The organism is Planosporangium thailandense (genome assembly GCF_011947195.1).
Classification (GTDB): Bacteria; Actinomycetota; Actinomycetes; order Mycobacteriales; family Micromonosporaceae; genus Planosporangium; species Planosporangium thailandense.
This window is the reverse complement of the sequence record NZ_JAATVY010000003.1, coordinates 74,781-98,642: the sequence shown is the minus strand read 5'-3', so window position 1 is coordinate 98,642 and position 23,862 is coordinate 74,781. Positions and strand designations below refer to the sequence as shown.

The 23,862-nt window shown below is 70.1% G+C and carries 22 protein-coding genes and 1 tRNA gene; 11 read left to right on the top strand and 12 right to left on the bottom strand.

All coding sequences use genetic code 11. The annotated features are described in order from the left end of the window. Positions 1 to 14: 14 nt before the first annotated feature. Genes HC031_RS05805 through HC031_RS05780 form a run of 6 tightly spaced genes read left to right on the top strand, consistent with a single transcriptional unit; the run spans position 15 to position 5,770 of the window. The gene (locus HC031_RS05805) at positions 15 to 887 is read left to right on the top strand and encodes a sugar phosphate isomerase/epimerase family protein (protein ID WP_167924141.1); all 873 of its coding nucleotides are present in this window, start codon (positions 15 to 17) and stop codon (positions 885 to 887) included. Continuing rightward, positions 880 to 1,914: a 1-phosphofructokinase family hexose kinase gene (locus tag HC031_RS05800; RefSeq protein WP_167924140.1), complete on the top strand. Its 1,035-nt coding sequence runs from the start codon at positions 880 to 882 to the stop codon at positions 1,912 to 1,914. The genes HC031_RS05805 and HC031_RS05800 overlap by 8 nt, the downstream gene beginning before the upstream one ends. Then, complete coding sequence (locus tag HC031_RS05795; RefSeq protein WP_167924139.1) at positions 1,911 to 3,341, top strand: FGGY-family carbohydrate kinase; 1,431 nt, start codon at positions 1,911 to 1,913, stop codon at positions 3,339 to 3,341. Before HC031_RS05800 ends, HC031_RS05795 begins: the two co-directional genes overlap by 4 nt. Continuing rightward, positions 3,338 to 4,339, top strand: coding sequence for an aldo/keto reductase (locus HC031_RS05790; protein ID WP_338090492.1), 1,002 nt, complete (start codon positions 3,338 to 3,340; stop codon positions 4,337 to 4,339). The genes HC031_RS05795 and HC031_RS05790 overlap by 4 nt, the downstream gene beginning before the upstream one ends. A 31-nt stretch (positions 4,340 to 4,370) precedes the next feature. Beyond that, complete coding sequence (locus HC031_RS05785) at positions 4,371 to 4,883, top strand: VOC family protein (protein ID WP_167924138.1); 513 nt, start codon at positions 4,371 to 4,373, stop codon at positions 4,881 to 4,883. Continuing rightward, complete coding sequence (locus HC031_RS05780) at positions 4,880 to 5,770, top strand: class II fructose-bisphosphate aldolase (RefSeq protein ID WP_167924137.1); 891 nt, start codon at positions 4,880 to 4,882, stop codon at positions 5,768 to 5,770. The genes HC031_RS05785 and HC031_RS05780 overlap by 4 nt, the downstream gene beginning before the upstream one ends. 18 nt (positions 5,771 to 5,788) lie before the next feature. On the opposite strand, the gene HC031_RS05775 is transcribed toward HC031_RS05780, so the two are convergent. After that, complete coding sequence (locus tag HC031_RS05775) at positions 5,789 to 6,688, bottom strand: aminoglycoside phosphotransferase family protein (RefSeq protein WP_167924445.1); 900 nt, start codon at positions 6,686 to 6,688, stop codon at positions 5,789 to 5,791. A gap of 289 nt (positions 6,689 to 6,977) precedes the next feature. Here HC031_RS05775 and HC031_RS05770 point away from each other — a divergent pair, with 289 nt between their 5' ends. Continuing rightward, entirely contained in the window at positions 6,978 to 8,150 is a 1,173-nt protein-coding gene (locus tag HC031_RS05770) for an alanine--tRNA ligase-related protein (RefSeq protein WP_167924136.1), read from the top strand. A 226-nt stretch (positions 8,151 to 8,376) separates the two neighbouring features. Here HC031_RS05770 and HC031_RS05765 read toward each other — a convergent pair whose 3' ends face one another. Together HC031_RS05765 and metG are read right to left on the bottom strand one after the other, a co-directional pair. After that, complete coding sequence (locus HC031_RS05765; RefSeq protein ID WP_167924135.1) at positions 8,377 to 8,835, bottom strand: nucleoside deaminase; 459 nt, start codon at positions 8,833 to 8,835, stop codon at positions 8,377 to 8,379. A gap of 241 nt (positions 8,836 to 9,076) precedes the next feature. Continuing rightward, entirely contained in the window at positions 9,077 to 10,600 is a 1,524-nt protein-coding gene (metG, locus tag HC031_RS05760) for a methionine--tRNA ligase (RefSeq protein WP_167924134.1), read from the bottom strand. Between the two features lie 840 nt (positions 10,601 to 11,440). Here metG and HC031_RS05755 point away from each other — a divergent pair. Together HC031_RS05755 and HC031_RS05750 are read left to right on the top strand one after the other, a co-directional pair. Continuing rightward, positions 11,441 to 12,163: an excisionase family DNA-binding protein gene (locus tag HC031_RS05755; protein WP_167924133.1), complete on the top strand. Its 723-nt coding sequence runs from the start codon at positions 11,441 to 11,443 to the stop codon at positions 12,161 to 12,163. Between the two features lie 55 nt (positions 12,164 to 12,218). Further along, on the top strand, positions 12,219 to 12,920 hold the full coding sequence (locus HC031_RS05750) for a hypothetical protein (RefSeq protein ID WP_167924132.1): 702 nt from the start codon (positions 12,219 to 12,221) through the stop codon (positions 12,918 to 12,920). Positions 12,921 to 13,441: 521 nt separating this feature from the next. Here the strand turns inward: HC031_RS05750 and HC031_RS05745 are convergent. Beyond that, positions 13,442 to 13,852 carry a hypothetical protein gene (locus HC031_RS05745; protein WP_167924131.1) on the bottom strand — a complete coding sequence of 137 codons (411 nt, stop codon included), beginning with the start codon at positions 13,850 to 13,852 and terminating at the stop codon, positions 13,442 to 13,444. A 6-nt stretch (positions 13,853 to 13,858) separates the two neighbouring features. After that, positions 13,859 to 15,061: a hypothetical protein gene (locus tag HC031_RS05740; RefSeq protein WP_167924130.1), complete on the bottom strand. Its 1,203-nt coding sequence runs from the start codon at positions 15,059 to 15,061 to the stop codon at positions 13,859 to 13,861. A 94-nt stretch (positions 15,062 to 15,155) separates the two neighbouring features. Between HC031_RS05740 and HC031_RS34260 the strand changes: the two genes are divergently transcribed. After that, positions 15,156 to 15,629 carry a PH domain-containing protein gene (locus tag HC031_RS34260; RefSeq protein WP_167924129.1) on the top strand — a complete coding sequence of 158 codons (474 nt, stop codon included), beginning with the start codon at positions 15,156 to 15,158 and terminating at the stop codon, positions 15,627 to 15,629. 275 nt (positions 15,630 to 15,904) lie between these two features. Here the strand turns inward: HC031_RS34260 and HC031_RS05730 are convergent. Next, positions 15,905 to 15,980 (bottom strand) — tRNA-Thr (locus tag HC031_RS05730). 222 nt (positions 15,981 to 16,202) lie between these two features. Between HC031_RS05730 and HC031_RS05725 the strand changes: the two genes are divergently transcribed. Next, positions 16,203 to 17,882, top strand: coding sequence for a metallophosphoesterase (locus HC031_RS05725; RefSeq protein WP_420813606.1), 1,680 nt, complete (start codon positions 16,203 to 16,205; stop codon positions 17,880 to 17,882). An 11-nt stretch (positions 17,883 to 17,893) separates the two neighbouring features. Here the strand turns inward: HC031_RS05725 and HC031_RS05720 are convergent, their stop codons facing one another. The 6 genes from HC031_RS05720 to tmk form a co-directional block, all read right to left on the bottom strand. Continuing rightward, the gene (locus tag HC031_RS05720; RefSeq protein ID WP_167924127.1) at positions 17,894 to 18,727 is read right to left on the bottom strand and encodes a PSP1 domain-containing protein; all 834 of its coding nucleotides are present in this window, start codon (positions 18,725 to 18,727) and stop codon (positions 17,894 to 17,896) included. A 51-nt stretch (positions 18,728 to 18,778) separates the two neighbouring features. Next, on the bottom strand, positions 18,779 to 19,435 hold the full coding sequence (locus HC031_RS05715; RefSeq protein WP_167924126.1) for a hypothetical protein: 657 nt from the start codon (positions 19,433 to 19,435) through the stop codon (positions 18,779 to 18,781). Further along, positions 19,432 to 19,734, bottom strand: a complete 303-nt coding sequence (locus HC031_RS05710) for a hypothetical protein (protein WP_167924125.1) — start codon at positions 19,732 to 19,734, stop codon at positions 19,432 to 19,434. Before HC031_RS05710 ends, HC031_RS05715 begins: the two co-directional genes overlap by 4 nt. 11 nt (positions 19,735 to 19,745) lie before the next feature. Then, the gene (locus tag HC031_RS05705) at positions 19,746 to 20,060 is read right to left on the bottom strand and encodes a YbaB/EbfC family nucleoid-associated protein (RefSeq protein ID WP_167924124.1); all 315 of its coding nucleotides are present in this window, start codon (positions 20,058 to 20,060) and stop codon (positions 19,746 to 19,748) included. Between the two features lie 127 nt (positions 20,061 to 20,187). Then, positions 20,188 to 21,420 carry a DNA polymerase III subunit delta' gene (locus HC031_RS05700; protein WP_167924123.1) on the bottom strand — a complete coding sequence of 411 codons (1,233 nt, stop codon included), beginning with the start codon at positions 21,418 to 21,420 and terminating at the stop codon, positions 20,188 to 20,190. After that, complete coding sequence (tmk, locus tag HC031_RS05695; RefSeq protein ID WP_167924122.1) at positions 21,417 to 23,741, bottom strand: dTMP kinase; 2,325 nt, start codon at positions 23,739 to 23,741, stop codon at positions 21,417 to 21,419. The genes HC031_RS05700 and tmk overlap by 4 nt, the downstream gene beginning before the upstream one ends. Positions 23,742 to 23,862: the final 121 nt, after the last annotated feature.

Sequence of the window (23,862 nt, the reverse complement as noted above, 5' to 3'; positions counted from 1 at the left end):
AACAGGAGAGCTGGATGTCGCAGCCACTTGGCGTGCATTCGCTCGTGTGGACGGGGGAGACGTCGGTCGACGCCCTGCGCGAGGCGATCGGGCGGACCCGCTCCGCGGGCTTCGGGCTGCTGGAGCTGAATCTGTCGGCACCCTCCGACCTCGACGTGGCCGGCATCGCCGAGACGTTCGCCATGGCCCCGGTGGCGCCCGGAGCGTCGCTCGCCCTGCGCGCCGACCACGACGTCTCCTCCACCGACCTCGCGACCGTGCGGCGAGGGGAGGAACTTCTCCTGGCCGCGCTCGACGTGCTCCACGCCGTCGGCGGGACTCTCCTCTGCGGTGTCCTCTACTCTGCGCTGGGCAAGTACACCCGAGCGGCCACCCCGGCGGGCCGGGCCAACGCCGTCGCCGTGGTGCGTCAACTGGCCCAAGCCGCAGCGGAGCGCGGGATGCGACTGGCGCTCGAGGTGGTCAATCGCTATGAGTCGAACCTCTTCAACACCTGCGCGGACGCCCTGCGCTTCATCGACGAGGTCGGCGAGGACAACGTCTCGGTGCACCTGGACACCTACCACATGAACATCGAAGAGGATGACATGTCCGCCCCGGTGCTCCTCGCGGGTGACCGACTCGGCTACGTGCACGTCGGCGAGAGCCATCGCGGCTATCTCGGCTCGGGAACAATCGACTTCCCGACCTTCTTCCGAGCGCTCGACTCCATCGGCTACGACCGCGTCATCACGTTCGAGTCATTCTCCTCGGCCGTGGTCAACGCTTCGTTGTCCGGAACGCTCGCCGTCTGGCGCAACCTGTGGACCGACTCCGACGACCTCGCGCGCCACGCCGTGACGTTCATCCGCGGCCAGCTCACGGCGGCGGGCTCGCACAATGCCTGAATCCCGCGACCCGGCCACCAGTGCCGAGCCTGCCCTGCACGTCGTCGGCGCGAACCCCGCACTCGACCGTCTCCAGGTCGTGCCGACGTTCGCCCCGTTCGGCGTCAACCGCGCACGCCAGGTGATCTCGCGAGCGGGCGGGAAGAGCCTGATCGTCGCGCGCGCGATTCGGCGGCTCGGTGGCGCCGTGACGTTGCACGGGTTCCTCGGCGGGCCGGTGGCGGAGGTGATCGCCGGAGAGTGCCGGTCCGAAGGCATACGGGACCTTCACGTACGCGTACAAGGCGAGACCCGCACGACCGTCGTCATCATCGAGGAAGCGACCGGTCTGACCACCGTCGTCAACGAGCCCGGGCCCGTAATCACCAGCGCCGAGTCACAGCAGATGGAAGCGACGTTGTTCTCCGAACTGCGCGCAGGCGATCTGCTCGTGCTCACCGGCAGCCTCCCGCCAGGGATACCAACGGATTTCTACGCACGGGTCATCACCAGAGCACGTGCCGCCGGCAGTGTCGTACTCGTCGACACGAGCGGGGAACCTCTGGCGCAAGCCATCACCGCCGGACCGGACGTCGTCAAGGTCAACGCCCAGGAGTTCCAGCACCTGTTGCCCGCCCCCGACAGCGTCGACGGCGAGAACCTCTTGCGTGCCATGGACTTCATCCGACAGCAGCACCGGATCGGCACAGTGATCGTGACGCAGGGCAGCAAAGGCTGCGTCGCGATGGACGCAACCCACATCTACGACGTTTCGGCGCCGGTGGTCGACACGGTCAACGCGACCGGCTCCGGTGACGCGTTCTTCGGGGCGCTGGCGCTGACGCTGGCACGCCAGGCGGCACGAGGAGCGTCCTCGCTGGCCGAGGCGCTACGGATAGGCACGGGCGCCGGCGCGGCGAACGCCGTCCAGTTGAGCCCCGAGGTCGGCTCGCTCACCGACGTCCTGCGCTACGCGCAGGACGTGGACGTCCGTGTCACGCAGGCCGGGTCCGGCGCCGTCCCGACCCCGCGGGCCGGCACACAATGATCTACCTGGGCGCCGACATCGGCACCACCCGCATCAAGGCGATCGCGTACTGCGACGATCACCGGCGCGTCCTCGCGACCGCCTCCGTGCAGACCCCGGTCCACCCCACCGCTGACGGCGCGACCCACGATCCCGCGACGATCCGTGAGCAGGTGCTGCACTGTCTGCGCGAAGTCGTCGCGCAGCTCCCCGACCGTTCGGACGTCGCCGCGATCTGCGTGGCGAGCCTCGGCGAGGAGGTCGTGCTCGTGGACGAGGACGGCACCCCGCTCGGCCCGACCCCCACGTGGTACGACTCGCCCGGCCGCGCCTACGCCGCCGCCCACCCCCGGGCGACCAACCCCACGTACTCGCTGTTCCTGCTGCGCTGGTTCGCCGAGCGGCGGGCCCCGCTGGCCGCCGCCACGGTCCGGTTCACCGACCTCGGCAGCTACGTGACGGCCGCCCTGGCCGGCCTCGGCACCGAGCTGATCATGGATCAGTCCCACGCCTCCCGAACCGGCTTTTTCGACCTTCGCAGCCGCCGCTTCGATGCCGACGACCTGAGCTGGGCCGGTGGCTGGGCGGACAAAGCACCGCGGCTCGTACCCTCCGGGACAGTGGTGGGATCGTTGGCCGGGCCGGTCGCACGACAACTCGGCCTGTCCGGTGACATCGCCGTGGTCAGCGGTGCGCACGACCACTTCGCGGCCGCGTTCGCGAGCGGCGTCCGGTCCGCGGGCGACGCGATGCTGTCCGTCGGTACGTCCGAGGCGGTGTTCGTACTCGCGCCACAGGTGCCCGACGAGGCTCCGGCCTCGATCGACATCGGCGCGTTCGTGGACGACCGGACCTGGTACGTGCACCGCAACGTGCGGGGTGGGCAGCTCTTCTCGCACTGGCGACAGCTGCTGAACCTGCCGCCGGAGCCGGCTGCCACCTGGTTCGAACCGGAGACCTGGCCGCAGCCGGGCTCCCCGGTCCCGCTCTGCCTGGTCGACCCTGATCTGTCGACCGCCACGTTCGCCAACCTGCCGTTCACCGCGAGCCCCACCGACGTGATGCGCGCGCTCGCCGAGGGCCTCGCGCTCAACTGCCGCGCGATGCTCGCTGAAACGGAGACCGCCTCCGGCATTCAGGTGCGGTCCCTGACCGTCGCCGGCCCGGCCGGCGACAACGACGCGTGGCTGCGGATGCGCGCGGCGATCCTCGGCCGGCACCTCCGGGTGGTCAGGACGCCCGAACCGACCGCCCTCGGTGCAGCCGTCCTCGCCCAAGGAGCAGTGCGCGGCGAGGCGGACGTACCCGTCGAGACCATCCACGTCCCGCCACCCGACACGGACGAGGCCCAGCGGTACTACACGGGCCTGCTGGATGCCCACGGCCGGGCACGCCGCGAACCGCTCACCCAGCTCAACCGCCTTCCCGTCAGAGAGGATCAACCGTGAGCCTGCCCAGAGTCCCCTTCGGTACGACCGACATGGCGATCACCCGCGTCGGCTTCGGCGCCTTCGCCGTCGGAGGACCCAAATGGTCCTACGGCTGGGGCGCCCAGGACGACGAGGCCTCGATCGCCTCGATCCGACGCGCCGTCGAGCTGGGAGTCAACTGGATCGACACGGCGGCGGTGTACGGGCACGGGCACTCGGAACAGGTCGTGGCCCACGCGCTGAAGGGACTGCCCGAGCAGGATCGTCCGTACATCTTCACCAAGGGCGGTCTGGTCTGGGGCGACGACTGGAGCGCTCCCGAGGCCAAGGTGGGCCGGCCCGACTCGCTCCGGGCAGAGCTCGAGGCCTCGCTACGCCGCCTGGAGGTCGACTGCGTCGACCTGTACCAGATGCACTGGCCGGCCGAGGACGGCACGCCCGTGGAGGAGTACTGGCAGACGCTGCTCGACCTCAAGCAGGAGGGCAAGGCGCGCGCCGTCGGCCTGTCCAACCACTCCCCTGACCAGCTCGACGCAGCCGAGAAGCTCGGCCACGTCGACTCACTCCAGCCGCCGTTCTCCGCGATCGAACGCGGTGCCGCCGCGGACGTCCTGCCGTGGCGCGCCGACCACGGCACTGGGGTGATCGTTTACAGCCCCATGCAGTCGGGTCTGCTGACCGGCTCCTTCAGCCCGGACCGGGTCCGGAGCCTGCCCGCAGATGACTGGCGGGCGCGGCACCCCGACTTCACCGGCGAGCGACTCGAGCGCAACCTGGCGCTCGCGTCCGCCCTCTCCGAGGTCGGGAATGGGCTGGGCGTCAGCGCGGGGGTCGTCGCGATCGCCTGGACGCTGGCCTTCCCGGGCGTGTCGGGGGCCATCGTCGGCGCGCGCTCGGCCCAGCAGGTCGACGGCTGGATCGCCGCGGCGTCCCTGGAGCTGACCGGCGAGCAGCTCGACACCATCGCCGAGGCGATCGTCCGCTCGGGCGCCGGCTCGGGCCCCGTCCGCCCCTGACCGATTCGGCCTTGACTGGGAGTACGAATTCATGGACATGCGCGACGTCCACATCGGAATCCAGGTCCCGGACCTGGACCACGCGCTGAGCGAGCTCAACGCCCTGCTCGGGCTGGACTTCGCCGACCCGCTCGAGCTCCCCGTCACCGTCCAGGTGGGCGGGGAGATCGAGCGTTGCACCGGCAGGTTCACTCTCTCACGCAGCGGGCCACCGTATCTCGAGGTTACCGAGAACGTGCCCGGGTCGAGGATCTGGACCACGCCGGGCGAAGACATGGCGGTACACCATGTCGGTTTCTGGGTCGACGACGTCGCACATGCCGCCGCCCGGTTCACCGAGGCCGGCTACCCGGTCGAGGCGGCGGGGCTCACCGAGGACGGACGGTACCGGTACACCTACCACCGCCTCGGCGACCTCCGGATCGAGCTCTGCGCGGCCGCCGCCCGCGACGCCTTCGAGCGATGGGCGCGTACCGGGAACGCCGGCGGCGTCGGCGAGGAGTTCCTCCAGTCGCACGGCTCCCGGTCGGAGAATCCGTCATGAGCGTCGCGCTGACCGGAGACCTCGTCGCCGACGCGCGCGCCGCCGGGCGCGGCATCGCCGCGTTCAACGTCATCACGCTCGAGCACGCGGAAGCGATCGTCGCCGGCGCGGAGGAGGCCGCGCGTCCGGTGATCCTGCAGGTGAGCGAGAACGCCGTCACGTTCCACGGCGGCCGCCTCGCCCCGCTCGCCGCGGCGCTGCACGCGCTCGTGGTGTCGTCCAGTGTCCCGCTGGCGCTGCACCTCGACCACATCACCCAGCTGTCGCTGGCCGAGCAGGCCGTCGAGTGCGGCTTCTCATCCGTCATGTTCGACGCCGGTGCCCTGCCGTACGCCGAGAACGTGGCGGCAACCGGGCACGCCGTGAAATGGGCGCACGCCAACGGGATCTGGCTCGAAGCGGAGCTGGGGTACGTGGGCGGCAAGCCGGACGCTCCGCAGACCGCTCATGCGCCGGGCGTACGCACCGACCCCGTCGAGGCACGTGAGTACGTGCGTGCCACCGGGGTGGACGCCCTCGCCGTCGCGGTGGGTACGTCCCACGCGATGACGTCCCGGACCGCCGAACTCGATCACGACCTGATCGCCCGGCTGAAGGACGCGGTCGGGGTGCCCCTCGTACTGCACGGATCGTCCGGTGTCTCCGACGAGAACCTCAAGCGAGCCGTCGAGCACGGCATGACGAAGGTGAACATCGGAACGGCCTTGAACATCGCGTTCACGGGTGCGGTTCGGGCCCACCTCGCGCGGAACTCCACGCAGGTCGATCCGAGGCGTTACCTCGCCGGGGCACGAGAGGCCATGGTTCGGGTGGTGCGGCAGGCGACTGAAACGCTCGGTTGTCCCGATGTCGCTTCGGGCGAACCCGATGTCGCTTCGGGCGAATGAGCCGGACCGCTCCCCGGCTCAGGCTGGTGACCGGTCGGCCGTGATGCGGTCCAGGGTTCGTCGGGCCATCTGGCTCATGGCCGGGTTGCTTTCGACGTAGTACCAGAAGGCGCCCATCGCCTGCTCGAACGCCCACGCCTTGCCGCGCTCCCATTCGAGATCGTCGCAGCCGAGGTCCTCGCGGAGCGCCTGCCGTGGCACCGAATCGAGCAGGTGCCAGGCGCTCACAAGGTCGAGCGCGGGGTCAGCCGGTCCCAGCCCGCCGACGTCGAGAACTCCGGCCAGGCGCCCGTTGGACACGAGCACGTTGCCCGGAATGAGGTCACCATGGGTCATCGCGTCCCTGGTCTCTCCGCGCGGCAGGGTCCGCATGTCCGCCCAGATCCGGCGCAGCCGCGCAACGTCCAGAAGCTGTTCGCTACGGCGGAAGCAGGTCTCCATCCACCCGTCGTGGGATCGCAGGTCGCCTCCTCGACCGTGCCCGCGGAACGTCCGGCCGCCCGTGTCGATGGCGCGCACATCGGCGATGAACTCGGCCAGGTCATGTGCGAACGCGACCGATTCCGCCGGGTCCTCGTCGGTGGCGACGATGCCCGGTATCCAGGTCTGCACCGACCACGGAAGCGGATAGCCGGCCCCTGCGTCACCGAGCGCGACCGGCTCGGGGGTGGCGAACCGGGTACGGCCCACCAGCGTGCGGGCCGCTTCCGCTTCGGACTCCAGCCAGCGTCGCGCCGCCTCAACGTCCTGAGGCACCAGCGGGAACCGGGCGGCGAACTGTTCGCCGATACGGAAGATGGCGTTGACCGTCCCCTGTGAAGCGATGCGCCTGACAGGCAGGCTCCGCCACTCGGGAAACTGTTCATCCACCAGTTCACGCACCGTCTCGACCGGGATGGTCAGCTGCTCGGCATGCATCTGCACGTCCGGAGCGTCGCGCGTACCGAACGTCGGTGGCAACGCACTTTCAGTCCCGCGACACAATCCGGTTGCGTCACGCCAGACGGCTGGCACGATGAGAAGCATGAAGGTCACCCGTACGACTGCCGCCGCAGCCGCTCGAGCTTTCAGCTCGACGGTTGCCGCCGTCTGACCTTCTTTCCCGCCGGCGACCGGAAACGGCTCGCCGGTGCGCCACCTGATCCGCTCGAACCTCGCACCAGCGGTCCTTTCCGGGCGCCACCCACCCCGGAAGGACCCCTCCACCATGAACATCCACGACACCCTGACCACGTTCGTCGAGTTCTTCCGCGAGCGTGGTCACCAGCGCATCACCGGCACCTCCCTGATACCCCCGTCCGGGGACCCGGTGCTGTTCACGACCTCCGGCATGCACCCACTGACGCCGTACCTGCAGGGCCGGCCCCATCCGCTCGGCAGGCGCCTGGTCAACGTGCAGCGGTGTCTGCGTACCACCGACCTGGACGAGGTAGGCGACCACACGCACCTGACCGTGTTCCAGATGCTCGGCTCGTGGTCGCTCGGCGACTACCTCGGCTCACAGAGCCTGCGGTGGGGGTACGAGCTCCTGCGCGACGGGTTCGGGATCGAGCCCGGTCGCATGTACACCACGGTGTTCGGCGGCGACCGGCAGCTCGGACCGGACATCGAGTCCCAGCGGGTCTGGTCCGAACTCGGCGTTCCGGTCGAGTTGACCGTCGAGGACAACTGGTGGTCCAACGGCCCTACCGGACCGTGCGGGCCCGACTCGGAGATCTTCGTCTGGACCGGCGACCTGCCGCCGCGGGGAACTCCGACCACCGACGACCGCTGGGTCGAGGTGTGGAACCACGTGATGATGCGCTACCGGCGTTTCGAGGACGGACACCTCGAGCCCCTTGAGCAGCCCAATGTCGACACCGGTATCGGCCTGGAGCGGCTGCTGATGCTCCTGCAGGGCAAGCGGTCGGTGTTCGACTGCGATCTGTTCGAGCCGTGGACCCGTACCCTCACCCGGCTGTGGAGTCTCGACGGGCCGTCCCTGAGAACCGTCTGCGACCACCTGCGGTCCGGCATCGTGGTCCTCGGCGACGGGGTCCGGCCGTCGAACACCGGCCGTGGGTACGTGCTGCGTCGCCTGCTCCGCCGCACGCTGACCACGCTGTGGCACGACGACCCCACCCGTACGCTGGGCGATCTTCCTCCGGAGCTGTACGAGCACACCGTCGACCTGTTCGGTCAGGACATTGACCTTCCGCACGTACGGGATCAGTTGTGCGTGGAGGAACGGCGCTTCCGCCACCTGGTCGAGCGCGGCCGCGTTCTCGTCGACCGGCAACTGTCGCGCGGCCCGCTGACCGACGACGACTTCCGATACCTGCACGACACCCACGGCCTGCCCCGCGATCTGGTCCTCACCCTGCTGACAGGTCAGGTGTAGTGGAGCAGCCGCCGGGGCGGGGCGTACCCACCTGCTTCGCCCGGCCGATTAGCGTCCTGGAAAGCCTACTCAGAAACAGAGAGCATTGCTCTCACTTTTCGAGAGCGGTGCTCTCTGATTTCGTGAGCACCGCTCTCGCGTACCACTGAGCGCCGCTCTGGAACGACCGAAGCGGTCGCGCAGACACGACGCTGCGACACGGCCAATTCGTGCGTCGGTACCGTGGCTACGCGCGGCCGATATCTTCCGCCCAGACCTCGGGATGGCGCTCCTGGAACAGTGTCATTAGACGCACGCAGCGCGGGTCGGAAAGCAACGTCACATTGACGCCGCGGTCGCTCAGCATGGTCAAGTTCCCGGGGAACGTGGTCGCCTCGCCGACGACCACGTTCTTGATGCCAAACAGGAGTATGGCGCCAGAGCACATCTCACAGGGGGACAGAGTTGTGTAGAGGGTCGTCTGCTTGTAGGTCTGACGGCGGCCGGCGTTGCGGAGGCAGGACATCTCGCCATGCGCGATCGGGTCGTCCTTCTGCACGCGTAGGTTGCGCCCGACCGCCAACAATTCCCCGTCCATAGCGAGGGCCGCGCCAATCGGCACCCCGCCCTCCGCAAGCCCCTGTTCCGCCTCACGGAGCGCCGCCTCGAAGAAGGTGTCCGGCTGGCCGTCAAGCAGAATAGGCATATCCCGCTCCTCAGATGATCACGAAGTCGTCGTCGTTGGATACAAATTAGTCGAGACGAGCGAGCAGCGCCGAGATCTACGTGACTATCGATTTTCGGTCCACGGGTCACCAGCTCAATCAACGGCACCCGGGCCGCCTCCGAGTTGCAGCTCGTCAGTGGGCCGCCGATGGTCGGCGGCAACACCCTTCCCTCCCGCCCGGCACGTGCCGAGGCCGCCGGCAGTGGGGTCGCGCCTCCTGTTACTCCTCCCTCGGCTGCTCCAGACGAGGAAAGGCTGGCTGTGGCCGACCGACGCGGGCTCCGGCCAACAACTGGTCGCGTAGGCGCTGCGCACCGGTCGGAAGGAACGGCTGCAACTCGACGGCGAGCACCCGGCACGCGCCAACCAGGCTGGCCAACACCGCATCGAGCCGCTCAGCGGCGGATCCGTCACGGGCGCGCTCCGCCCGTGCGAGCTCCCACGGGCGCGCGGCCTCCACCAGTCGGTTGCCCTCGTCGACCACCGACCACAGGGCGTCGGTGGCGGCTCGGAAGTCGAAGTCGTCGAGGGCTCGGTCGACGCGGCCAGCAAGCGCGGCGCATGCGTCCGCCAGGCGGGCGACTTCACCGGCGTGGAGCGCCTGGGGCACCTGCCCGTCACGGTACTTGTGCACCAGGGTCAGGGTGCGGTTGACCAGGTTGCCGAGCCCGTTGGCCAGGTCGCCGTTGGCGCGGTGCACCAACCGTTCGACGGTGAAGTCGGTGTCACCGACCCGGGCAACGTCGCGGAGCAGCCACCAGCGGACCGCGTCCACGCCGTACCGGTCGACCAGGCCCGTCGGGTCGACGGCGTTGCCGGCACTCTTGGCCAGCTTCACCCGGTCCACGGTCAGGTAGTCGTGGACGAACACGGCGGTGGGCAGCGGTAGGCCGGCCGACAGCAGCAGGGCCAGCCAGTACACCGCGTGGAAGCGGACGATGCCCTTGCCGATGACGTGGACCCGCTCGGCCGACCCCACCCACCACCGCTCGTAGCCGGGCTCGTCGGTGCCGTAGCCGAGCGCGGTGACGTAGTTGGTGAGGGCGTCCCACCACACATAGACCACCTGGCCCGGGTCGCCGGGCACCGGGATGCCCCAGCCGCTGGCCCGCGCGGCCGGGCGCGAGACGCTGAAGTCGGCCAGGCCGGCGCGTACGAACGCGAGCACCTCGTTGCGGCGGACGGCCGGTTCGACGCGCACCTGGCCGGTCTCGAGGATGTCCAGCAGACGGTCGGTGTACCGGGACAGGCGGAAGAACCAGTTCTCCTCGGCGACCGGTTCGGGCGCCACCCGGTGCTCCGGGCAGAGCCCGTCGGGCAGTTCCGCCTCCGGATAGAACTGCTCGCAGCCGGCGCAGTACAGCCCCTCGTAACGTCGGCGGTAGAAGTCGCCGGTGGCGGCGCACTCCCGCCACAGTCGCGCCACCCCAACAGGATGGCGCGGGTCGGCGCTGGTGCGGATGAAGTCGTCAAACGACAGCGACAACGGGTCGCGCAGCGCGGCGAACCGGGCGGCGTTGTCGTCGACGAAGGTGCGCACGTCCACCCCGGCGGCACGGGCGGCGGCGACGTTCTTGAGCGCGTTGTCGTCGGTTCCGGTCAGGAACCGGACCGGCTGCCCGCGCAGCCGGCGATGACGCGCGAGCACGTCCGCCTGCACCAGCTCAAGCGCGTGCCCGAGATGCGGCGCGGCGTTGACATAGGGGATGGCTGTCGTGATGTAGAAGCGCCCGTCAGCGGTCATCGTCTCCCTCATTCGTTCGCCCTGCCATGAGCGGGAGACGACGCAGCAGGCCCCGCGAGACAGGGGCCTGGTCGTTGGTGGTCTTGCTAGCGCACGCCGAGGAGCCCCGAGAAGGGGCGCATCATTCGCTCGCGGTGCGGCTGCATGAACCACATGGTGCCAGAAACTCCTTCCAATCGCATGGGCCTATGGCTCGGCTCGGCTCCTGATCGAGCATGTCCCGGACGGTGCCGCGTGGGTGGGCCGCACGCTTCGCGGCGGACTCGTCGAAAGATGTGGCGTTGGCTGCAACCCCCAAGATGCGCCGGGCGTCGGACCCGTTCACGTTGAACAGGCCGCTCCGCGAAAAGTTGTCGGCATCCATTCCAGACATGCCACTGCGATGGGCGCCAGGCTCGTAGCGGTCCCCGGGCTAGCGACGGTGTCGTAGTTCCTTCGCGTCATCGAGAACCTTCCGGTCTCGCTCGGCTGACGACCGGGGTGTGGCATGGCATGCGACCTGCACGACGAGGTGGCCCACTGCCGGACTCCCGGTAACGGCCACGATGTCCTTGTGGCACTTTCGGCCAGATGAGCTGGACGGCACTCTTCTTGTCCACGCACTACGAGCGCTACCGGTCGGTTTCGAAACAGGCGTCAAGCCGTTCCGGACATGTGCCGCTACCTGCGAATTCTTGATCACCGTACCGGAGATGACGGACAGAGACCGTTCGGCGACCATGGCGAACTGGCCGTGAACGCTTTGCATCCGCGTTACACAAACCTTTTCCTTCGAGAAGAGTTTATTGACGGAAGGGACAACGTGTCACACAATGCTTCTTGTACGAGAAGGGTTGTGTGATGGCGGAGCGGAAGTGGCTTTCAGTACCGCAAGCGGCGGCACAGCTTGGGGTGAGCGTGCCGCGGATCCGTCAGTTGCTCGCCACAGGTGAGTTGGCCTACGAGCAGGTCGGCCGGCACGTCCTGGTGGATGAGGCGAGCGTGCGCCGACGTGCCGCCGACGCGCCGGCGCCAGGACGACCGGCCGGTCCACGGCTGGCGTGGGCCGTGCTGCGAGCATTTGGCAGTGATCTCACCACTGGAGTGCGACAGGTCAGTGATCGTCAACTGCGCCACCGGCTGTCACGGGTGCTGCTCGAGCCACGAACCGGCGAGCAATGGGTGCAGTTGCTACGTCGGCGCGCTGAGCCTCGGCGCTACTGGGCGCATCCTGGCCTGATTGCCGACCTGCTCGCCGACCCGGCGGTTTCCCCGGGCAGGGCCCGAGCCGCTGCGCTGCACGGGCTGGATGTGAGCCCCGGCGACGACGCAGTCGGCTATGTCTCCGCTGCCGAACTCTCCGCACTCGAACGCCGCTACTCCCTGGAACCGGACCCGCACGGACAGGTCGAGCTGCGCATGTACCGACCCGAGGACGCGTCCGCCGTGCTGGAGCCGGGGAGGCCAGTGCCCCTGGCGGTGGCAGCGCTGGACATGGCCGAGTCAGATGACGCTCGAATGCGCGCGCTAGGCCGCCACTGGCTCGAGCGGGCCGGGTCGAAGCTCACGGAGGCGCGACGGTGATACTGCTGGATGGGATGGCACCCCGCAGTACCAGGGGTGGCTGCTGCTGTTCGGGTTGGAGACGCTGAAGGTGCCGTGGGTGCTGGTCGGTGGGCAGCTGATGACGCTGATGGCAGCCGAGCACGGAATGACGCTGCCGAGACCAACATTGGACGCGGACGTGCTCATTGACGTGCGAGCTGCACCCGGCAGCATTCGGCGCGTGTCGACGTGGCTGCTTGAGCAGGGCCTCGCGTTCGATGGCGCGAGCCCCGAACTGGTCGGCCACCGGTTCTCCCGGCCAGCTGACCCGGGACCGGGCACCGTGTCGGTCGACTTGCTCGCTCCGGAAGGTCTCGGCACGTCGACGGACACGACGACGGTGCCCCCGGCACGCACCGTGCAGGTGCCGGCCTCCGGGGCGCTACTGGCGTCGGCGCAATCAGTGGACGTCACCATCCGGGACCTGTACGGCTCGAGCACTGTCGGGCGGGTGAACCGACCAAGCGTGCTGGCCGCGCTGATCGGGAAGGCTGCGGCGACGTCGCTGCCCGTGCGTTCGAACCGGGAGCGGGACTGGCAGGATGCAGCGCTGCTGGCCGCGGTCCTGCCGGATCCTCGGGTCGATCCGACAGCACTGTCGCGGAGCGAGCGCGCGCATATGCGCAGGCTGGCTCCGCTCGCTGATGTTGACCATCCCGCGTGGCGGGTCCTGCCGCCGGACCGGCAACGCGTGGGCCGGACCGTGGTGCGGATGCTGCTCGACGCAGTCAGTTGAGTGTGCCGGAGTAGCGGTACCGCGCCGTGATGGAGGTCCTGGCTGGAGCATCGGCGACGGAGGTCGCCGCCCTTTCGGCATCTCGCATCAGGCGGTTGCACGGGGTTGGGCTGCTCGGCTGGATACTCGAACCACCTGACATGACGGAGGCGCAGGCCAAGATCCCTGATCAGCGTCCTGGCCTGGGCCTCCGGGTGGAGCTGCCTGACGGAATCGAACCGTCGACCTACGCATTACGAGTGTTACCGGTCGGTTTGGAGTCAGGCGTCAAATCTTGCCAACATGGCCGCTACCTGCGGTTTCGTTAATCCAAGTGTACCGGCGCCATCGGACAGGCACCGGTTGACGGCTGGGCAAACCGCTGTGCGCGTGGCATCCAGCGCGTGGAGCCGTTCGTGGAGCAAAATGGTGCGGCCCGCGCTGCTGGGCAGCGACATGCGCGAACGACGATCGATCGGGGTAGCTGATCGACGTGTGATGTGGACGCGGGCGGTCGCAGGGCGCGTCGCGCCTGGCCGGCGTCAGCCGCGTCGAAGGCGATCGGGGTCGTCGGCGGTGCGATCCGTGTCGCCGTCCTCGCGGTCGCGGGAGCCGGCGTCGATGTCCCGCGGCTCGCCGGTCGCCCGGTCAAGGTCTTCTGCCAGTTGCTCGGGGTCGAATTCGAGCAGACGCGCGCCCCCTCCGTTCAGCGCTTCGCGGTAGTGGTCGGACGCGGCGAGCTGCCGCAGGTCGATCGCTCCGCCACGGAGCTGGTCGCCGATTTCGCGGAGGGTCGCGTCATTGGAGGTCGCCAGCGTCTCGAACAGGAAGCGGTTGCCGGCCTCCTCGTCGAGCAGTATGTCGCGGTATCCGACGTCGGCGACCTTCTCCAGGATGGCGCGGATGTTGGGCGGGTACTCGTCGAACGATCCCATCATTGGCCTTTCTCGCACCTCGGTTCAGCGTGGCAGCGCCGGCGTCTCGGGCAGGCCGAAGGGCGTAAACGATCCGTCAATCTTGCCGAAGTCTCCGGAGGTGGAGCCGACGGCGCTGCGGAGCGCGTTGACCCGGGCGGTCATGTCCGCGATGATCTTGATGATGTTGAACACCTCCTTGACGACCCGGTAGACCTTCGTCAGGGTGAACGCGCCCAGGACGAGCGCGGCCGGCACGCCCACGCCGCTGGCCGTCAATGCCCCGGTCGCGGCGCCTGCGACGGCGGCGGCGACCGCGGCGTCGGTGATATCCCCGAGAATCGCACCGATGGTCGAGCTCATGCTGTAGCACGCCTCGGCCGCGCCGTCGTACTCGGCACCAAGCTTGGTAAGAGCCACGCCGGCGTCGAAGAGCGACTTTCTGATCAGGTGGAAGTGCGCGGAAGCGGCGTCTGCCGCGTTGCCGTGCCAGGCGGTGTTCATGCCGAGGATGGCGTGGCCGAGATTGACGTGCAGGTCGATCGTCGCGTTGGCGAGGTTCGTCATCGTCGCACCGGTGGCCTTGATGCCAGCCCAGTCGCCGCAAACGGGCTTCAGGACGACCTCGAAGATGTCGTACTGACGGTCGCAGATACCCAGCATCACGCCGAGCTTGGTGACCGCCCAGATCGCATCCCGCAGCAGTGACGTGGGGCTGGCGAGGTCGGTCCAGGCCGGCTGGTACGGCATCGTGGCGTTGAAGTCCGGCAGGGCCTTGAGCTGATTCGTCGGCTCGGCTACGTCGCTGAACGCCGGCGACGGGTGTAGGTAGTCGGCGGTGACCTGGAGATCGTCCCTGGTCGCCGCGGTGACGTCGGTGCTCGGCATCGAGCCGTCGAGCCGCTCGGCAGCGGCCGCGTCGGTGGACCGGTAGTACTTGCCGGCCCGTGCGACGGCCTCCGCGACCCCGGGCATCGTGTGCCCGGAAAGCGTGTCGAAGTACTTTTCGACGTTACTTTCGATCTTGTCGTCCGTGTCCCGGAAGAGGTTGATGATTCCTTCGCCGGTGAAGTCGACGCCGGCGTTGTTGTGCCAGTAGCTCTTCATCGCGGACGCGTCCTGACTGCCACGTTCGAGCAGTTGCCGTAGCGCGTCGAGCGCGGTCGGATCGACATCGAACGACACGGAGCCCCCTCTCCGGCGACAAGTGCGCGCAGAAGGTAGCACCGCCCACACGGCTCCTGCCACCCGCGCTCGACCCGGTGACACTGCGCGAGGATCGCGGCGCGGTGCGTCGCCTGGGTAACCGGCGCCGGTTGACCGACGTGCCACAATGGCCAGCGTGAACCAGGCCCGCGCACTGTACTCCCGGTTCAATGCGTTCCTTTACGGCGTTGTCGCCGCAGCGTTCGGGGTGGGCGCCGTCGCGGCCGTCGCCTCCGCGTTCCTTTCCGGGGCAACCAATGCCCCGGCCCGTGTCGGCGTCGGCGTCATCGCAGCAGCACTCTCGGCGGCATTCGCGCGCGTCAGCATGCTGCGCGTGGTGATGCACGCCGACCACCTCGAAATCGTCAACCCGCTCCGGACGTACCGCGTTTCCTGGACAGATGTCGACAACATCGACACCGTCGTCTTCTACGGCTGGCGGGTGCGGATCTGGACCGGCGGAGCCACTCGGCTGGCGTTCGGCCTGTCCCAGTTCAGTAAGTACTCCACGAGCCACGGCCCCAAGTACGACGACATAGACCGGGATGCGCCAAGATGGCTCAGCCGTAGCTATGCCGAACTACGGGAGTACTGGCAGTCCCGACGCTGACAGGCGCGACCACCGGACCGCGGGCTGTTACCAGGTTCCTGAGCTTCACCGCTGATTCATTCGTGATGGAGATCCTGGGTCACACGCAGATCAGCGTCACTCTCAACACCTACGCCCACGTAGCTCCGGAGATCGCCCGGGACGCCGCCGACCGGATCGAGGGTGCGCTGTGGAACGAGGCGTAATGGCTGCTCGTTTGGCTGCTTTGGCCTATCCGATCATGACGGAGGCCCAGGTCAAGATCCCTGATCAGGGCTCTGGCCTGGGCCTCCGGTTGGAGCCGCCTGACGGAATCGAACCGTCGACCTACGCATTACGAGTGCGTCGCTCTGCCGACTGAGCTAAGGCGGCAACGGTACGCAAGTGTACGCGACGAATCGCCGGGCTGTGCGCGGGGTTTCCTGACACGCCGAGACATCGACCGTATTCACGCGGTAGCCTCCGCCCGTGGACCCCGATCCGACGCGTCACGCCCCCGGGGAGCTCACCGCCGACCCCGGTGATCCAGCCCCGCTCGAAGTGGCGCAGAAGCCGGCGCCGCCGGTCAGCGACGCCCACCCCCGCCCGACCTCGATGCGGCCCGAGCAGCTCGGCTTCACTCCGCGGCCCGGTGTGCCGTGGTTGAGCCCCACCCTGCTGGCCGGCACGGCCGTACGGGTGGTCCTGGCCAATCTTTTCGGCGCCTACCTCGACAAACGCGAGCTGCAGAACTCCCTGCCCGCGCAGATCTTTTTCGAACGAGTCGGTGAGACCGACACCGACGAGGAGACCGACACCGGCGAGCTGTGGCTGGACTACGTCGCCGACCTGGGCGACGGGTTCAACGCCACCTACTCGATCGCCTACCTGCTGGCCCAGCCGCAGCTCACGGTCGACGGCGAGACGCTGCCCCGGGGCCGGGCCCTCGTGATGGGTGGGGACCAGGTCTACCCGACGGCGAGCGGACAACAGTACGAGGACCGGTTCAAGGGGCCGTACGAGGCCGCGCTGCCCCTGCCACCTCCCAACGGCGACAGGCCCACCATGTACGCCCTGCCGGGCAACCACGACTGGTACGACGGCCTCACCGCCTTCCTGCGCCTGTTCGCCCGCGCGCGGGGCAAGGTCGGGGGCTGGCGTACCCACCAGACCCGGTCCTACTTCGCGATCGGGCTGCCCCACCGGTGGTGGCTGTTCGCGATCGACGCCCAGCTCGACGCGTACATCGATGATCCACAGCTGCGCTACTTCCGCGACGCGGCCAAGAAGCTGCGTCCGGGCGACCGGGTGATCCTGTGCCTGCCCAACCCGACGTGGGTCGAGGCCACCCGTGATCCGCATGCCTACGACACGGTCGACTACTTCATCCGTACGATCATCGACCCGACCCGCGCCCACGTACGCGTCATGTTGTCGGGCGACCTGCACCACTATGCCCGCTACACCCGGCCGGACCGCGAGCTGATCACATGCGGGGGCGGTGGCGCGTACCTGTACGCCACGCACCGCCTGCCGGAGCGGATCGACGCGCCGCCGAAGACCACCCTGGTACGCACGAAGAGCCGCAGCGAGGAGTACCGGCTGGCGGCGACGTACCCGACGAAGAGCCGCTCCCGGCTGCTGGCAGCGGGTGTCTTCGGCCGCCTGCCGCTGCGCAACCCGGGGTTCGTCGGCCTGCTCGGCGCGCTCCACCTGCTCCTGCTGTTCGCGTTCACCGGGGCCGTGCAGCGGATGTCCGGCCCCGAGCAGCGCCTGTTCACGATCCCGTTGGTCGGGATAGCCCTCCTCGTGCTCGGCGCCACGGTGGGGTTCGCGATGCCACCCACCGCGGGCACCCGGCAGCTCAGACACTGGCTACTCGGGCTCGGCCACGGCGCGGCGCAGCTTGCGCTCGGGGTTCTCGGCGCGTGGGCCTGGCTGGCCCTCCCGGCTCATGATCTGCGGTGGCCGCTGCCGCTGATCGTCGGGGTGCTCGTCTACGCGCCGCTGAGCGGGCTGGTGTCCAGCCAGGTGGTCGCCGCGTACCTGCTGGTCGCGAGCGCGTTCGACGTCAACGTCAATGAACTGTTCGCCGCTCAGGGCATCGTCGACTACAAGTCGTTCCTGCGGCTGCACCTGGACGCCGACGGAACGCTGACGATCTACCCGATCGCAGTCGCCCGGGTCGGCCGCAGGTGGCGAGCCACGCCGGAGGCGCCGGCGGAGAAGCCCTGGATCGAACCGGTCGACCCGCTGTCCGTCCACCTCGCGGACAAGCCGATCCGGCTCCGGTGAAGCGGCTCAGCTCAGCCGTAGCGCTCGTCGTGGGCCTTTCGCGGCCCGCACACCGACGCCCGACTGCACGAGCAGCGCGAACCGTCCGCGTCCAGGCGTACGACCACGGCGTCACGGGGCACGCTGTGCCCGACGACCCGGCCGTCGCCCTCCGGGGTGGTCACGCGGCTGCCGACGGGTGGGGCGCTGGCCTGGAACTGCTGGTAGAGCGGATGCTCGTACTTCAGGCAGCACATCAGCCGCCCGCACGCGCCGGAGATCCGCAAGGGGTTGAGCGGCAGGTCCTGGTCCTTGGCCATGCGGATGGTGACCGGCTCGAAGTCGGTGAGGAACGTCGCGCAGCACAGGTCGCGGCCGCACGAACCGATGCCGCCCTGTACCCGCGCGGAGTCGCGTGCGGACAGTTGGCGCAGCTCGACGCGGCAACGGAGGGTGGCGCCGAGGTCGCGGACCAGCGACCGGAAGTCGACCCGGTGCGGTGCGGTGAAGTAGATGGTCGTCCGCGGTCCCTGACCGCCCGCGTCGACGACGTGGTCGACGGCGACCACCTTCATCGGCAACATGTGCTCACGGATCAGCTTCTTCGCCGCGACCTTCGCCTCGGCCTTGCGCTTGCGGATCAGCTCGTCACGGCGCAGGTCGTCCTCGCCGGCGAGCCCGACGAGCTTCGGGAAACCGTCGGTGTCCTCGGAGACCCACTGCGGCGCCCAGACGCATTCGGCAACCTCGGGGCCGTCGTCGGTGGGGACCAGTACGCGGTCACCGACCTGCGGTGAGAAGCCGGCCGGGTCGAGATAGTACAAACGGCCGTACCGGTTGAAGCTCACCGCGCACAGCATTCCCATGCGCCCACCCTACTGACCACGGCCGGCTGCGGTGAAATGTCGCGTGTGCGGTCAACCGGAGAGCCGGATGGCACCCGACGACGGCGCAATCGTCGCGGGCGGGCGGTAGCCGATCTGGTCGAGCCGGCCGGCCCAGCGCCGGGTGAGGTCGTCACCGTCGGCGTACACCTCGCTCGCGGCGGTCAGGACCCGAGCGGCGATGGTCGCCGCGGCGAGCGCGTCGCCACCCGCGTGCAGGGCGACCGCCTCGGCCGAGCCGAGCGCCTCGGCCACGGCGTGGGCCAGGTTGCGCCGTGCGCGCTCCATCCACTCGGCCACGTCGTCGAGGTAATCCCCCGTCGCTCGCAGCCGCCCCGCCAGCGAAGCCTCGGTGGGCTCTCCGGTCTCCCCGATGAACGCGACCAGCGCCGCCCGGTGCGCCGCGAACTCCTCGCCGGCCGCTCCCTCCCAGGGTGCCGGCGCGGCGATGAGGTCGCGCTGCCGCTCGTACCCGGCGGCGGTCCGGCGGAGGTCGGACGCGGTGGCGCGCAGGGCCGTCGGACGCCAGCCGGTGGCCGCGGACAGGACATCGGCCGGCAGCGCTCCGACGCGGCGCATCAACCCGGTCACCGGGTGGTCGGTCGGTATCCCGTGCGCCATGAGCGCGGCGTCCACGCGCTCGATGAGGTCGGCGCCCGGTGCGATCACCTGGTCGAGCACGTCGTTCACGGCGCCTCCCGGTGCCGGCGACCGGCGGCGTCATCAGCCGTCGCGTAGGCGGCGACCGCCCGCGCGAGGAGGTCGGCCGCCTCGGACAGGCGGCCGCCGTGCGCCGCCACCTCACGGACGCGCGAGTCAAGCGCGACCAGGTAAGCCCGGTGCAGCTCATGTCCGAGCGCACCCAGCCGGCCGGTGGCGTCCGCGCCGAACGCGTCGGCGCCCGGGTCGTGGGCCGGCAGCGTCGAGGCGGCCGCGGCCAGCTCCGCGCCGGCGGCGGCGAGGCGGGCGGCGACGTCGTCGAGTGCCATCTCCCCTCCCGTCATGCGAGCGGCTGGTAGGCGCCGAAGGTCTCGGCGTGCAGCTTCTGCCGGGCCCAGATGGCGGCGTCGGCGGCTGCGGTGACCGCGTCGCGCACCGCCCGGGACAGCTCCTCGGTGGAGCGCGCCTGGCCCCGGATGTGGACATCCCGGATGGTGCCGTCGGCGGTGGCGACCACCTCGACGAGCCCGTCCGGGGAGCGGACGGTCACCTCGGTCTGCTTGGCCGCCCGGTCCAGCTCGGCGAGGCGCACCTCGATGCGCTGGTAGCGCTCGATCGCCTCGTCGATCCATGCCTCGTCGAAATCCCGACCCATTCCGCAGCCCCTCCCGCGGAGGAACTTACGGCACCGCTCGGTAGCCGGGGAATGACGAATTGCCACCTGTGGATAACTCGCTGCGCGATCGAGCCGAGACCACCCTCACTTTCGAAGACCGAAAGGATCAGCCCTGCCACAGGGCGAGCATCATCGCCTCCACGGCGATGCGGGGCTTCACGTTGGCCTCGATGGCCGCGCGGCAGGCGAGTACGGACTCGAGCCGGCGCAGCGTGCTCTCCGGACTCCACCGCTGCGCCGCCGTGGCCGCCAGGTCGGCGGTGTCGGCGTGGATCGGCGACACCGGCGCGCCGAGCGACCGGGCCAGCACGTCGCGGTAGAAGCCGGCCAGGTCGACCAGCGCGCGGTCGAGCGCGTCCCGCTGCGCCCGCGTGGCCCGCGACTTCTGCCGCTTCTCCAGGTCTTTCAACTGCCCGGCCACACCGCGCGCCGCGCCTGCCGCGCCGCGGCCGGTGCCGCCCGCGCCCAGGGCGGTCTCCAGCGCGGCGCGCTCAGAGCTGTCCAGCTCGGACACCGTGGCCGCCGCCTCCGCTTCGGCCGCCTCGATGAGCGCGTTGGCCGCGTCGAAACAGGCGGCCACGCCGGTCAACCGGTGCGGTACGGCGAGGACGGCGTCCCGGCGTGACCGGGCCTGCGGATCGCGGGCCAGCCACCGGGCCCGGCCGACGTGCCCCTGCGCGGCAGCCGCCGCCCAGCTGGCCGTCGCGTCGTCGGCGCCGTCCCGTTGACGCAGCACCGTCGCGACCGCCTCGGCCGGAGGTTGGCGCAGCGGCACCACCCGGCACCGCGAGCGGATCGTGACGGAGATGTCGTCGGGGTGCGTCGAGGGGGTGCACAAGAGGAAGACCGTCCGCGGCGGCGGCTCCTCGACCGCTTTGAGTAGCGCGTTGCCGGCGGCTTCGGTGAGCCGGTCCGCGTCCTCGACCAGCAGCACCTGCCAGCGTCCCTGGCTGGGTGAGCTGGCCGCGCGCAGCACCAGCGCGCGCATCTCGCCGACCCCGATCGTCAGGCCCTCAGGTACCACGAACCGCACGTCCGCGTGCGTGCCGCCGAGCGTGGTGTGGCAGGCCTGGCAGGCACCGCACCCGCCGTCGGGGCACTGGAGCGCGGCGGCGAACGCCCGGGCCGCGACCGACCGTCCTGAGCCGGGCGGGCCGGTGAACAGCCAGGCGTGGGTCATCGCGCCCTGCTCGGCGGGGGCGCCGGCGACTGACGCGGCTGCGGCCGCGGCGGCGCGCGCGAGGGTCGCCACCGCCTCGTCCTGGCCGATCAACGCGTCGAACACGGGCGGCGCGGCGCGAAGGCCCACCCCCGCCGGCGACCCGGTCGCCGTGCTCATGCCGATCGCCCGGGGATCGGCTGGGTCGGGCCCTCCAGCTCCGACACGTCGTCGCTGTCGTCGGTGCAGCGGCTCGGCTCGCCGTCCGCCCGCGACCGGGACGGGACGCCCACGGGCGGCAGCAGTTCGCTGATGCGCTCGGCGACCACGGCCGCGATCGCCTCCGGCTGCCGGTTGGCGTCGAGCACCAGGTACCGGCCCGAGTCGGCCGCCGCGAGGTCGAGGAAGGCGTACCGGACCCGCTCGTGGAACGCGTCCGACTCGCCCTCGATCCGGTCTTCGCCGGTGCCGCGCGCGCCGACCCGGTCGAGGCCCACCCGTGGGTCGACGTCGAGCAGCACGGTCAGGTCGGGCTTGAGCCCGCCGGTGGCCCACGACGACAGCCACGACACCTCGTCGACCGGCAGCGTGCGGCCGGCGCCCTGGTAGGCCAGCGAGGAGTCGACGTACCGGTCGGAGATGACCACTTCGCCGCGCGCGAGCGCGGGGCGGATGACCGCGGCCACGTGATGGGCCCGGTCGGCCGCGTACAGCAGCGCCTCGGCGCGCGGGGTGAGCGCGGTGGAGGCGGGCTGCTCGTGCAGGAGCAGGTTGCGGATCCGCTCGCCGACCTCGGTCGCACCCGGCTCCCGGGTGACGAGGACGTGGTGACCCTGCGCGCGCAGCGCGTCGGCGAGGAGCCGTACCTGGGTCGACTTGCCGGCCCCTTCGCCGCCCTCGAAGACGACGAACAGGCCGTGGCGCGGCTTCGGCTCGGCCGGGCTGAGCGGCCGGCCGCGCAGGGAGCCGATCAGGTCGGCGAGGATGGGTACGCCGGCCTTGTCGTCCATCTGGCGCAGCGCCGCGAGGCCCGCGATGACGCCGAGGACACCGGCCACGCCGAGGAGCAGCCGGGTGGTGGAGACCTGGATCTCGAGACCGGGCAGGGACAGCAGGCGCGACCCGCCGGCGCCGACGAGCAGGCCGGACGCCGCGATGGTCAACATCAGCACGACGCTGGTGCCGGTCTGGACCACGGCGAACGCGCGCCCGCGCACCTCGTCGTCGACCTCGCCGCCGAGCAGCGTGGTACCGGACAGGAACGCCATGCCGGCGCCGACGCCGACCAGCAGCGTGCCGGCCACGGCGACGGTCAGGTGCGGCGCGACCGCGAGCAGTGCGACCGAGCCGGCGGCGAGCACGATCGAGACGCCGAACATCCGCCGCCGCGACAGTCCGCCGACCAGTCTCGGCCCGGCCACGATCCCGATGCCGAGGCCGACGAAGAGCATCGCGAACAGCAGGTAGAAGGTGGAGTTGCCACCGCCCAGGGAGACGGCGTACGCCTGGCCGCTGCCGACCACGACACCGCCGCCGGCGAAGGCGCCCAGGATGCCCAGGACGAGGCCGCGGATCAGCGGGGTCCGGCCGACGAACTTCCAGCCGTCGATGAACTCCCGGAGCACGCCGGGCTTGCGCTCCCCGGGCTGTCGGGTGCCGTGGCCGCTGATCTCCTTGATGCCGAACAGCACGGTGAGCGCCGTGGCGAGGAAGGTCAGCGCGTCGAAGTACAGCGCGATGTCGTTGGGCGCGATCCAGGTGTAGCCGATCGTCGCGTAGAGCGCGGTCAGGCCGTTGGTCAGCACGGACAGCACCAGGCCGGCGACGACCGGGGTGATCCCGTACGTGGTCGCCAGGGTGAGCTGGTTGGCCGCCTCGAGCCGGGCCCGGGGCAGCAGGTTGGGCACCGACGCCTCCTTGGCGGGCGCCCACAGCATCTGCGCCGTCTCGATCACGAACGTGGCGATCGCCGCCCACGCGACGATGAGCCTGGCGTCGTGGGTGACGAGCCCCGCGGCGGGGATCGAGGCGAAGAAGACGAACCGGATCAGGTCGCAGACGACCATCGTGTACCGCCGGTCGAACCGGTCGGCGAACACTCCGGCGATGGGGCCGAGGACCAGGGCCGGCAGCAGGCGGACCGCGATGACCGAACTGAACGCCGCGCCCTTGGCCACCGAGCCGCTGACGTGGCCGGCCGCGAAGGTCGACGTGGCGAGCAGGCCGAGCCAGTCGCCCAGGGAGGACAGGCCGAGGACCGCCCACAGCCGGCGGAACGCCCGGATCCGCAGGATCGCCTTGAGCTCGGCGATCCCGGACAGGTCCACCTGGCTGGCCGCGGTCGGTTTCGCGCGTCCGGCCCCGTCGGTGGGTGGCGTTGTCCGACCGGCCGTCCCGGGCTCCGCGGACGCCGCGGGTGTCGGCTGGTGGCCGCTACCGGCCGGCTCTTCGGTAGTGATTCGGCGCTCCTGTCGCCCGTGCCACCCCCGCCGGGTGGCCATCCAACAGGTCACTGTAGCTGCGCCAGCCGGTCGCGACTGCCCGTTGTCGCAGTGTGTTTGCCCGCATCGGCCCCAGTCGGGTGGCCGGCCGGCGCCATCCGAACGCCGTACACGAAAATCT